This is a genomic window from Lewinella sp. 4G2, from assembly GCF_001625015.1.
Taxonomy (GTDB): Bacteria; Bacteroidota; Bacteroidia; order Chitinophagales; family Saprospiraceae; genus Neolewinella.
In genome coordinates this window covers 2,643,761-2,655,987 of record NZ_LVWJ02000014.1, presented here as the reverse complement: position 1 = coordinate 2,655,987, position 12,227 = coordinate 2,643,761, and the positions used below count along the sequence as shown (strand labels likewise).

Annotated in this window: 6 protein-coding genes; 2 read left to right on the top strand and 4 right to left on the bottom strand. The window is 53.5% G+C overall.

The features are described from left to right. Window positions 1-270: 270 nt before the first annotated feature. On the top strand, window positions 271-1,182 hold the full coding sequence (locus A3850_RS11125; protein WP_068216516.1) for an NINE protein: 912 nt from the start codon (window positions 271-273) through the stop codon (window positions 1,180-1,182). A 1-nt stretch (window position 1,183) separates the two neighbouring features. Here the strand turns inward: A3850_RS11125 and A3850_RS11120 are convergent, their stop codons facing one another. Both A3850_RS11120 and A3850_RS11115 read right to left on the bottom strand, forming a co-directional pair. Continuing rightward, complete coding sequence (locus A3850_RS11120; RefSeq protein ID WP_197494038.1) at window positions 1,184-3,409, bottom strand: BamA/TamA family outer membrane protein; 2,226 nt, start codon at window positions 3,407-3,409, stop codon at window positions 1,184-1,186. A gap of 236 nt (window positions 3,410-3,645) precedes the next feature. Next, window positions 3,646-8,973 carry a translocation/assembly module TamB domain-containing protein gene (locus A3850_RS11115; protein WP_068216511.1) on the bottom strand — a complete coding sequence of 1,776 codons (5,328 nt, stop codon included), beginning with the start codon at window positions 8,971-8,973 and terminating at the stop codon, window positions 3,646-3,648. A 218-nt stretch (window positions 8,974-9,191) separates the two neighbouring features. Between A3850_RS11115 and A3850_RS11110 the strand changes: the two genes are divergently transcribed. Further along, a complete protein-coding gene (locus A3850_RS11110) occupies window positions 9,192-9,794 on the top strand; it encodes a CopD family protein (protein WP_068216509.1) in 603 nt (200 codons plus the stop codon). Between the two features lie 64 nt (window positions 9,795-9,858). Here A3850_RS11110 and arsS read toward each other — a convergent pair whose 3' ends face one another. Next, a complete protein-coding gene (gene arsS / locus A3850_RS11105; protein WP_068216507.1) occupies window positions 9,859-10,929 on the bottom strand; it encodes an arsenosugar biosynthesis radical SAM (seleno)protein ArsS in 1,071 nt (356 codons plus the stop codon). A gap of 64 nt (window positions 10,930-10,993) precedes the next feature. Beyond that, window positions 10,994-11,329, bottom strand: coding sequence for an arsenosugar biosynthesis-associated peroxidase-like protein (locus tag A3850_RS20595; RefSeq protein WP_369916979.1), 336 nt, complete (start codon window positions 11,327-11,329; stop codon window positions 10,994-10,996). Window positions 11,330-12,227 lie beyond the last annotated feature (898 nt).

Sequence of the window (12,227 nt, the reverse complement as noted above, 5' to 3'; positions counted from 1 at the left end):
ACCCAATTTCGCCAGTGGCAGTCCGAATCCCATCCTACACTGTCCGGATTCCGGCCTACTGAATTTAGTGCTGCTGACCTTACTTCCGGTTAACTCATTGGGTGAGTGAAGTCTGGCCTCAGTAGTGCCCTCTGCCGGATTGCCTACCCAGGGCGAGGACTCCTCAATCTTTAGTTAATCAATCATGGATACAGTGGTTGAACGACTATTTTCGTGGCGCGTTAGCATTACTTTAGGTGCTTCATCCGTTACCCTTCCACACGTTCTTCCATGCTTAAAAAACACGTTGCGGGCATTCTAGCCATTTTACTAGGCATTTTTGGGACCCACCACTTCTACGTGGGTAACAAAAAGCTAGGGGTGTTGCAGTGTGCCTTATTCTTCTTTGCCCTGTTCGCTTCTGTCAGTGGCGCCCCTGAAGAGTTGCTAGGTTTCGTATGGCCAGTCGCAGCCATCATTCCCGTAATCACGGGCGTAGTCTGGATGGCCATGCCCCAGGCTAAGTGGGACGCTAAATTCAACAAGGAATACGTCGGTGACGACTATTCTTCGAAATCCGGTGGCGGTTATACCGGCCGAGCCAGCGGAACGGAACTCAAAGCAGAAGGGATCCGCTACTACAAGAGCGCGGATTACGATCTGGCGCTAGAAGCATTTGCGGAAGCCATTGGTGCCGACTACGCTGATCCGGGCAGTCACTTCAACCTGGCTTGTTCCTACGCTCAGCTTGGTCGCTACCCGGATGCGATGCGCCACCTGGAGATCAGCGTGACGCTTGGGTTGCCCAAACCGGAACGAATCGAGAAACACCCTGCACTAGGTGCGATGCGGCGCTTACCGGCATTCCAGGAATTCCGGCAGAACAACTACCGGCAGCAACGGCTCGTCACCGGGAACACCACCAGTACTGCTGCGCGTGGCGTGAGCGCAAACCCATCCGCATCCTCTGCGACTGGCCCTTCCGTACAAAGTAGCACTACGGCGCCGACGCCTCCCCCACCCCATGAGGCTAATTCAAATCCCATCCCCCCGGCACCTGCGGCAGCGCCGAAAAAGGATAGGAATGGGATTGACGTAAATGGCGACCTACTGGATCAGATCAGCCGGTTGCGCGAATTGCACGATGCGGGGATTCTGACGCCGAGAGAGTATCAGTTGCAGAAGGAACGGCTGTTGGGGTAGGCTAAAAAGGGTAGCCAAAGGCAATTACCAACCGCAGATTGTTTTCGGGCGCGGGCCGCGCCGTCTCGTTTGGAATATCCAGTAATTTCAATTCTTCCTCACCGTAAGGTGTCTGGAAGGGCTGAGCGAGATCGATCCGCATGATCAGGAACTGAAGGTCAAATCGAAAACCGATTCCTGCATCCGCCGCCAATTGGCCAGAAAATGCGCGAGGATCGAAGTCAGTAGGTAGTGGTTCTAATTCTGACTTGTAGGTCCAAACATTACCGACGTCGGTGAATAATGCGAGTTCTACGACATTATTGACTTTATAACGAAATTCAAGGCTAGCCTCCGCTAAGAGATTACCGAAGCCACCAAATGTGAGTAAATTATTTCGCTGTGGAATTGTATTTCCAGGCCCTATTTGCCGCGGCGCAAAGCCCCGCAGACTATTGGGCCCACCGATGCTGAATAAATCGAAATAAGGCACAATTACCCGTTCGCTAAATAAAGGAAAAGCAATACCGCCATGGAGCCGCGTGGCTATTTGTAATTGCTCGGTTAAGGTCAAGTAATACCTGAAGTCGCTCTGTAAAAGCGGATAATAACTCGTTTCCCGCTCGCGCAAATTCGCTCCCGCCCCGACGGGGAAGACATTATTCACGTTCATAGACACGAATTGATTCAGATATATTTCGTGCATACCGCTCCCATCCTTGCGGGTATCTAGCGTCAACGTATAATTCGGTGAATATACCAGCATCCGGTCAAAGCGGCTGTTACCATTTGTTCCGGATAAATCCGGGGAAAGGTTACTTAGGCGAGCGAGGTCCAGCACTTGCTCAGTACTTACCACTGGATTTTGGAAGCGGACACTCAAAGGATTTAATGCGTGGCTTTTATTCGTCCGCCGACTCCACGTATAACCGAACTGTAGACGGATTTGAGCCAGAGATAGCCGTTCGGTGGCGTCCTCATCATCCTCAAGAATTTCGGAAAGTTCGCTGAGGTCGTTCGCTATAATTTCATCGCTGAAGCGAGCCAGCGTCATATTGAGACTTTCTACTTTACCACCAATTTCAATCACTGAGCTACTCGTAGTGACGCGCGGAATTAATTTTCGCCGTTTGGGAAGCCATAGTCGGGGTACGTTTAAGCTCGCCGAGAGACCGAATATGCTCGATCGCGGGACTCTCGTTTCCGTGGCATTGCCGAGGAATTGCGCCAGGGTATAGTCGCCTTCCAACCTAAATAACTCCGCCCCCCGAAGTAGATTCCGATTTACGTAGGCTGCTTTCAGACTAGGCCCGAAATAATCGGCGCTGTTATAGCTTAAGCCAACTTCACCTTCAAATCTCCGCCGTAGACGAGGTTCCATGTAGGCATTCAGCACGAGCAAACTATCCGAGCCGGGCACTTTATTATATTCCATGGCAATGTACCGAAACGTCTTATAGGCAGCGAGCCTTTGTAACGTTACTGAATGCGCAATGGGGCTGTAATAATCGCCTTCCTTTTGCTGGAAGGCTTCGTCCATAATTTCCGGTCGGAGCGGGCACTTTTCGCAGATGATGTGTAAACCTCCGGTGCGCGTAGTATCACCGGGCCCATACACCGAGGCACTATCCTGGCTTTCTGCGTTTGGAAATACATTTATTTGGCTTATCCTTTGGCGAACCAAGTGTTCTGGCGGCACGTCGTCCTTCAATTTTACCAACATATCGACCTCGTGGGTGCCGGCAACGGTATCCGCTAAAAACACAAAATCAGAAGCACGTAAAAAGTAATAGCCTTCTTCTCGTAATTTATTTTGCCAGCGGTCGCGCTCTGCTTTGACGTTATCCAATTGATAGCGCTCACCCTTATTGAGTCGAGTTTCCGGGCTCAGTTTATCGATTTCCCTACCAATTGAAGCGTCCTTCCAAAACTGCCCAATGGAATCAATTCGGTACGGGTAACCCGCAGTTAATTCGTAATCGACGGTAACCGTCCTACTGGACTGGTTGGTATCCAGGTGCCACGTACTTTCGTTGACAAAATAGCCTTCATTGCTGCAGCGGTTCTCAATTAGAGTGTTTACCGTTTCTACAATACTCTCATCGTAAAAAATAGGTTGCTCCCCCCAGTGGTCTTTATCCGCAAATTTTTCTGGCTTTTCTTTTAGCTTCTCTTCAAATTTATACCAGCGGTAAATCCCGTAGTAACCCAGGATCGGCGTTTTACTATTGGTATTTTTATTCGTCACCGCATTTACCTCGGCGATTAATTCCGCATTTGCTACGGTATCAGCAGTTACTACCTTGACCTCCGCCCCATCGTAGAGGTACTCACCTTCCGGGAGGTATTTAGTCACGCTGCACGAACTAAACATGAACAGGAGGGCGCTGCCGCAGGTGCAAAGCAATAGGTAGGGAAGCCTCATCTCCAACGAATCGAGCATACTATATTTTATCTTCATACGGGTAGCTGCTGCGAGAACAATTATTTTTTGGACCAGCCCAAATTCTCAAAATCCTTACCGAACGTTAAGCGCCCGCCAAAGCGAATGACGTTACCATTACCACCAATCAAACTGGTACGGTCCCGGTCCTGGAAGAACTTTAAGCGGAAAGTCCCATCTTCATTGATCAGGTACTCTGCGGTGATGTTGTCCAGATAGGTAGATTGCGTACCTGCCAGTTCATCATCGGAAGTGCCCGCAACGCCGTCCACACTAACGATAACCCGATTATCAAACAAGGTTTTACGGACGCTTACACGGAGGTTGGTCTGGGTGTTCCCCCCCTCATCCGTATAATTATTTAAGCCAAGATCGAGATCGACAAAGCCGACGAGATTATCCGCAAAGCTGTTGAGGTAATTATCCATCAAACCCGTTAGGGTATTGGCCGCCAGACCCGGCCCGCCGCCGGTACCGTTATCGACCAAGGGCACGCTAAAGGCCCCGAAGGCTAGCAATTGAAAGGCCGTGGTAGTCATTCTACTTTGGTCCTGACGGAGGGTGGCTAAGGAGTTTTCAACCGGCCCCAGCCCAAGGTTTCCGTAGGCATCTTCCGGGTAAACCACGTTGGTGGTGATGTTACTGAGTAGTAAATCGCCTTCCAACCCAATTTCTACGTAAAAGGTCTGTTCGCGGCGTAACCCGGCGAGGTCCGCGCTACTCCCTTCCACGCCTTGTACCAGTGGTAGTGGAGTAGCCTTCACCACGTGCCTGATCTGTAGATCGAGGGTTGGGTTTTCCAGGTCCCCCTGAAAGGAAACACTACTTCCAGGGATTGCGATGAACTCCTTATTGATGATATTCTGGTAAACAAAATCGTATTTGCCTTCCGTTAATTCCACCCGCCCGTTGGCTTCCATGCGGCCGTCGGGAAAGATTTGAAGTACCAGGTCACCCTCAGCTTTCCCGACAAAGGTTTGCCCGGTTACGGGGTCTACCACTACGGTTACCTCGAGATTTGGCTGCACCTCTAATGCCAGGGTTAGGTCGAGGCCGGCAGTTTGCGTACCCATGGTATCCTTACCGGTCGTATCGCGGCGTATAATATCGCGCCACCGGTACTGCTCTTCAAAAATGACCACCCCTTCGCTTTCCACGAGCCCCTGCTGGGCAAGTCGGTAAATGTAAGTGACCTCACTTTCTTTGGACGTCGTTGCCTCCACGTCTACGACCGGTCGGATTGCCGTTCCAGAAATGGCCACTTCAGCGTCAACGAACATTTGGCCGAACCAGTCAGGGTTCTGCTTCCGTGTCGAATTAATCGCCATAAAATCATTGGCGACAATGTTCATGTCGAGTTCAATGTCAGTCAAGGTATTGAGCTCTACCCCGCCCCGGACGCTGGCGTAGCCTCCGTTGCTGTCGTAGATGCGCCAATCGCTACCAAAGGTGATGTTTTCACCCGATAGGCGAACGGGTTGGTCCGAAAGTTTGAAGCGGCTCCCCAGCAAACTGATGACAATGGAAGCGTCCTGAAAAGCCAGTTGCCCGTCAAGAGTTGGCGCATCCAGGGTGCCACCGATTGCGAATTGCCCCGCCAGGTAACCCTCCGTATTTTCCAGATAGCCTAAGCTGAAGGGTTCTACGGAAGAAAGCATGAACTTATTCAAGTTGGCCGTTAAATTGAGCGGGCCGTTGAGCTCGACTGTGCCCTTCACCGTAGCATCGTTGCCCTCATCCGTAATCTTGACGTCCACGTTGTAGGTCTGCTCGTCGGAGCTGGTGACGTTGGCAGCAATGTCCCCCACCTTAGTGCCTTCGAACGCAAAGTTGTCAACTTTAAGATCGGACTGGATACCGAGATTGGTCATGACGTTGTCCAACTGCGCTTCTCCATTAACGATACCGCCCACGAATTCGCTTTCGGACTGAATCAGGCGGCTAGCGGTTCGGAGATCGAAGTTTTCCAGTCGGACGATGACATCATTCGGCTCGGTGGTTTCAGCCGCCAGAAGTTGCCGGCCATTTTGCAGTACCAGGTTCTCGATCGTCAGGTCACTACCCTCCAGGGTGATCAGGTTATCTACCGGTACCGTCCAGGTCTCAAAGTTGAGGATCTGCTCGGGTTCAAGCTGGACGGTGAGTACTTCGGACTCAGGATCGGTGACTAGACCAAGGTAATGGCGCAGGCTATCGTCTTCAGAATACAACTTCAGTTCTACGAGTAGTTCGTCGTCAACGGACTCGCCACTGAGGACCGTGCGACCCAGTGCAAACTGGTCATTTAGCTCGATGTCCGACCAATTGCTCTCGAAGCCGATACTTTCCTGGTCACCAATGGCGCGGAACTCCAAATCGTGGGCGGACAGCCCGGCGTATTCGATCTCCGGAAGATCAAGGTTGATGAGTAGTTCGGGGGAACCATCGCGGTACAACAGGGAGGCGTTGAAAGGGGATAGTTTAGTGAGCCCGGTGATCAGTCCTCCCGTTAATGGTTGGGGACGGATAAGTTTCATGGCGAAATCAAGCTCCTCACCGTTTTCCACCGGGTTGGGCTGGCGCAGGTCTTCATCCCAGTAAGCCATGATGAAATTGATCATCTTCTCCGGTGTCTTAAGTGGGTCGAATTTGCCTAGCAGTTCTGCCGTCAACACGTCGGAGCGGACGTAAATCTCATTGTTCAAATTCTGCAGGCTGGCATCCACCACCAGGCTATCTACGTAGCTGCTTCCTTCCGCTCCCCGGAGTTGAATGGTATCCAGCCGTAAGTACGCGTCCATGTTATAGGGGTCCAACCCTTCGGAGCGTGCGACGATGTGGCCGGTCACGTCCATCGGGACCTGGGTGATTTCCCAGTACATAAGGTCGGCCTTGTTGATGTCCACCACGGCCTCAACGGAGGCTACGCTGTCGGCTCCGATAGCGTACAGGCCATCACCCGTCATTTGCAGTTCGGGGTGGGTGATGTTGAACTTGGCGGCGTAGCGGTCCTGCTGCACGTCCGCAACGAAATCGAGGAATTGGCGGCCATCCGTTTCGCCGATTACGGCAGTGACGTCCAGATCCATAGCGGGCTCCAGGGCGCCTGTGGCAGTTGCTTTGATGTCCAGCGGACCGAGTTCCAAGGTAGCCAGGGTATCGCCGAGCGGCCCGTTGAAGAGTTCGGCTACCCGAACACCGCTTACGTTAACGTCGATGTTAAGGTCCTGTGGATTGTACTTCCCCTTAATCTTCCACGTCCCATTGTCGGTCTCCATTGGGACGTCAAAGGTGAGGTTAGTCGGGCTACCCGATATTTTTGCGCTTTGAATGCGGAGGTCGGGAATATTAATATTGGCCGGCAGCGTGGAATCAGGCAAGATGCGTTCTACCTCAGCAATACTGATTCCCAGGTCTTCGACCTCTAGATCCAGGTTCAAGTTGTCGGGGTCGAGCGCGTTTTCGATGCGGCCACTGATGCTGGCGTAAATACTGTCACTGGGTAGGGAGAGTCGCAAGTTGACGTTTAAATCATCCATCGGCCCGGATACCGTACCGCTGCTACGGACGAAGTTGGGAAGTGTGTAATCTTCCGGAATTGTCCCCGGCGGTACGTAAGCCAAAATGGTAGCCTTCGTCGCCAGCAGCGTATCCAACGAAACGTTGAGGCGAGTGCTGGGAAAGGACTGCACGCCATCGATGACGCCATTCGTTTTCACCCGGCTCAGCAGTCCGTTGCCGGCCCTGCGCTCTTCGACGGCGTAGAGGTTGAGTTGTAAGCGGTCGTTTTGGTAAGTGGCTCTACCTTCAGCTACGACTCTTTCGGGCCAACTGATGTCCGGCGGCAGCATACCTTCCGGCACGAGGGGCAGCAATGGGCCGGGGACTACGCTGAACTCCAGCAGATTGAGTGTACCACCGATGTTGGTAGCATCAAGTGCATTCTTCACCTTTCCGGTTGCCCGGATTTTGATGCCTGGTCCATCTAACCGAATGCGGTTGAGGTCCAGGTTCGCCATCGTCCCGTTGGCCCGGGCCGAGAAGGTTACCCGCTGGCCTAGGTTATTACCAATGATGGGTTCCGAAAGTAGATCGGGGGCGAGATAGGCTACATCACGTAAGCCGATGTGGCCATTCAGCTGAAGACGCGCGATAAGGTCTTCCAAATCTCCCCCGGCGAAATTGTAATTGATCTCGGTATTATCACTGTTGATCTCCGTATTCGCCGTCCGGAGCGTAAAGTTTTGGAGGCTCAGGTAGTCTGGATCATAGATTACCGTACCCTCGGTGCGGGTGAGGTGGAGGCCACTCTTTTCTTTACCACTCAGTTGCCGGAGGCTGAGGTGGAGCGAATCAACTACGTAGGCGATGTCCGTCGCTTCGGCCTGGACGTCCGTCAATGCGAGGTGGTTGTAGTCGATTCCCGGTCCTTCCAGTGCGGGAGTGCCTTCGGCGTCCAGCGTAAAGCCGAGATCCCTTACCTGAAAGGTTTCCCCGCGGAAAGCGATGGCTTCACCGAGGTTGAGGTCGGCGCCCTCCAGGTTCACATAGGGAAGGGCCGTCGTTATTATCTGCCCGGGCATTTCGAGCTGGAGGTTGGATTCCTTAATGGTGACGCGCCCCGCCCCCAGTGCCATAGCGGCAGCCTCGGTGGTGGTTGTATCCGCTGGCGTAGAGGATTCGCCCAGACCAATCAAAGCGTTGGTATTGTCCAGTTCCAGGTAGTTGATGGTGTAGGTCTGGTTTTCCAGATCCACATCTTCCATCTCTACGGCTAGCCTTTTGGCTTCCAGATCAGCTAAAATGCCGGTGGGGTCGTCCTGGTAATAGATATCGGCCCGTTCCAACAAAACTTTGGCACCTGCGGCAGCGACCTCAAACCCCGCGCCAGATGTGTCTTCGGTGAGCGCGGTATCTACGGACATGGCGGTCGCCGTACTATCAACGGCACCGAGGTCAAGGAGAAATTGGATGTTGCTGGACGAGTCCGTTGTGATGACGTTGGCGTACACGTCGCGCAGCACCACGTCGGTAATTTGGATGCGCTTCTTGAAGAGCGCCATCATGTTGATGCCGACGCCGACGTGGCCGAGGCGCGCGATTGAATCGCCGGCGGGGTTGTTAATGAAGACGTCGTCGATCTCAATTCGGCTAGGAAAATCGATATCCAAACCGCCGATGCCGACGTCAGTGCCGAGGCTCTTTTCTGCAATGCTTTCCACGATTCCCGCGACTCGATTCTGGACTGCGGGCACTTGCAGCAGCAGGAACACGAGGATTAGCAACCCGAAAAGGACGCCAAATATCCACAGGAATACTTTAAGAATGCGCCACCCGATACTGGATTTTGCTTTGGGCTCCGAATTAGTTGCTGGTTGGTTTTTACTCACTACACAAAGACTACAAAAAACGTGATCCAGCCTTTCCCCGGAGGGTGGTCAACGTAGCTGGGAATTGCAGCTATAACCCAGTTAATCAGGTGATGTTTGGCCCTTACTACCTTTAACAAATTCCTTATGAAAAGGGAGTTGATCAAGCCTCCGTATTTGTTCTGTCAAGATTAGTCACGCAGCAATGCCATGGTTGATTACCGGGCTACCTTTGGGCCATGAGCGCTACCATCATTCTCATCGCTAAAGCCCTGCACGTCATTGGATTCGCCAGCTGGTTCGCCGGCCTGCTTTACCTCGGCCGGGTGCTGGTGAACCACGCCGAATCCCAGATTATAGCTCCGGAAATTGGCGATAGTGAAGCCGCCACGCGCAGCCGTATCCGCAAAGAAGTTCTCCACGAAGAATATTCCGGGACGGAAGACCGCGTCTACCGCATCATCGTCAACCCCGCCATGATGATCACCTGGACGGCCGGCCTGACGATGGTGGCCCTCAACCCCGGTTATCTCCAGAGCGGAACGCCGGGCTGGTTGATCGTCAAAATTGCACTCGTGCTCGGCCTCGTCGTTTACCAGGTCTACACCAAGGCCAAACTCATGTTCCCCATGCAAAATGGCGAGCTCCCCTTCAGCCCCTGGCAACTGCGTTTGTGGAACGAGTTCCCTACCCTCTTCCTCGTGGCCATTCCCTTCATCGCGGTATTCGGCAAGGTGGGGGAGTTGAATTACGTCTACCTCGGTATTGGGGTGGCGATCTTTTGTGGTCTGGTGTATCGGGGGGCGGTGGCCTATAAGGCTAAGAGGGGTGAAAGTTTATAGTCTATAGTCTGTAGTCTGTAGTCTGTAGTGGCTCGACTACAGACTGTAGACTACAGACTACAGACTAATTAATCACTCCCGAACACGAACTCCCCGCCCCCGCCGTGCACCCGTAGCAGTGCTGGTTCAGGACGATGTTCCGGTTCGTGAGTTCGGCGACATCGAAATCAGTAATGTGCTGGCCTTTGGCGGCGACTTTGAGTTCGAGCATCTGGTTGAAATCACAGTCGTAGAGATAGCCTTGCCAACTGACGGAGATGGTGTTGCGGCACATCAGGCTATCGACGGTCATGGGGTTGTAGGCTTCCACAAGCTTTTCCATGTACTCTTCGTAGTTGCCCGTTTCAAGGAGGTAGTCCAGGAAACGACTCACCGGTAGGTTGGTGATGGCGAAAAGTTCGTTGAAGACGATGCCGAACTTCCGATCCAATTGGCGCTTGAATTCCGCTTGCAAAGTCTCCTGTTTTCCTGGCAGATAAGCGCCCGAGGGGTTGAAGACGAGGTCGAGTTTCAGGTCCGTTCCTTCTTTGCCGTAGCCGACTTCGTTAAGGTGTTGGAGGGCTTTGATGGAGTCTTCGAAGACACCGTCGCCCCGCTGCCCGTCCGTGCGTGCCTTGGAGAAATAGGGCAAACTGCTGACAACGTGAACCTTATGCTTGGCCAGAAACTCGGGCAAATCCCGGTACTTCGGGTTGGCCATGATAATGGTGAGGTTGCACCGGTCGATCACCTCCTTGCCCATCTTCGTGCATTCCTCGACGAACCAGCGGAAGTGAGGGTTCATCTCGGGCGCCCCGCCGGTGATGTCCACGGTCGTGACCGTCGGGATGGCGGCGATCATGTCGAGGCACTGCTGCAGCGTTTCTCGGCTCATGTTCTCCACCCGTTTGTCCGGCCCGGCGTCGACGTGGCAGTGGGCACAGGTTTGGTTACAGAGCTTCCCGATATTCAGCTGAAAGATCTCAATCTGGGTTGGCTTGAAGGGCGCGTGCCCCTGCTCGGCCAGCTTGCTAGCGAAGACGGGGAATTTTGCGTCGGAGATGTCCTTCCCGTTCAGCACGTTCAGTTGCACGAAGGAGGAACTCAGCGCGTTGCCGGTGGCGCTTAGGGATTTGGTTTTTTGCTTGATAGCCATTTTTAGTCTTTAGTCTGTAGTCGGGCGGCGTACTACGCTACTACCCGACTACCGTACTACGTTACTACATCGTGATTTTTTCTACCTGGCGCTGCATCTGCCGGGCGTAAATGAGGGTGGTGCCGGCCTTTACCGCGGCGGCGACGTGGACGGCTTCCATCATCTGTTCCTCGTCGGCACCGGCCTGGAGGGAGTTAGTGGTGTAAGCATCGATACAGTAGCTACACTGGATGGCATGGCTAACGGCCAGGGCAATCAGGGCTTTCTCCCGTTCGGTGAGGGCCGTATCGCCTTCCGTCACGCCAGCGTACCAGTCGAAAAATTTATTGCCCATTTCTTCCTGCCATTCGGCGATCTTACCGAAGGTGCGGAGGTCTTTGGGGTTGGAGTACGTATTCATTTCTTGAGGTTTATTCCGGTTGGTCCGGTCCGTTTTCACGTTCGTTTTTTGGGCGCTGCCGCGGGTGCGCAGTTGAGTGGCAAGTAAGGTGGCGTTGAGCGGAATGCCTTCCAGCGCCTCTTCGGTGGGGGGCATGATCTCCGTATTGTCCCAAATCCCCGTGGTGAGGGTAGCCGCGTAGGAAACGGGGAGACGGCGGTCGTCCAGCATGCTGGATTTGGCGGCTTCGTGGTCGTAGTTGAGGGCGTGGAAGGTGACTTCAAGACCGTCCGTATCGTTGAGGATGGCGTACCAGGTGCGGGGGGTGCCGTCGTTGGCGGGCATGCCGATTACTCCGGGGTTGACCCAATGGGATATGCGATATGCGATATGTGATATTTGATTTTCGATTTGCTCCGCTGCTACTCTCGCGGCACTGCGTGATTCTCGATTCTCGATAAGCGATTCTCGATTCTCGATTTGCTCCGCTGCTACTCTCGCTTCGCTCGCTACTCGCAACTCGCCACTTGCAACTCGACCCTCGCCACTCGATACTTGCAACTCATCAAGGAACGGAAGTCCACAATGCCCAGCAACGACTACGTCCGCGTGGACGTCCTTACAAAATTGAGCTTTCAAGGCTGCCTCCGTACTTGCCCACACGAATTCGGATTGGTGGCGGGGGGAGCCGTGGAGAACAACGACTTCTTTTCCGGCGTACTGGAATCGAAGGAAGTCCGGTAGGCCCGCCATGAAGGCCAGGTTTTTGGGGGATACGTTTTTGGCGGCGTAGGTGTACCACAGCTTGGCGAACATGTCGCAGCGGGAGCCATCCCCGAAGCCGCAGCCGCAATCGTCGGTACCGTTAACGAGATTGGTCTCGACGTTGCCAGCGATGCTGTGGATGCCCCACTTCTCG

Excerpts from the sequence above, each read along its gene's own strand:
- A3850_RS11110 (WP_068216509.1), top strand. The coding sequence starts at position 9,192 with ATGAGCGCTACCATCATTCTCATCGCTAAAGCCCTGCACGTCATTGGA.
- A3850_RS11125 (WP_068216516.1), top strand. The coding sequence starts at position 271 with ATGCTTAAAAAACACGTTGCGGGCATTCTAGCCATTTTACTAGGCATT.
- A3850_RS20595 (WP_369916979.1), bottom strand. The coding sequence starts at position 11,329 with ATGAATACGTACTCCAACCCCAAAGACCTCCGCACCTTCGGTAAGATC.
- arsS (WP_068216507.1), bottom strand. The coding sequence starts at position 10,929 with ATGGCTATCAAGCAAAAAACCAAATCCCTAAGCGCCACCGGCAACGCG.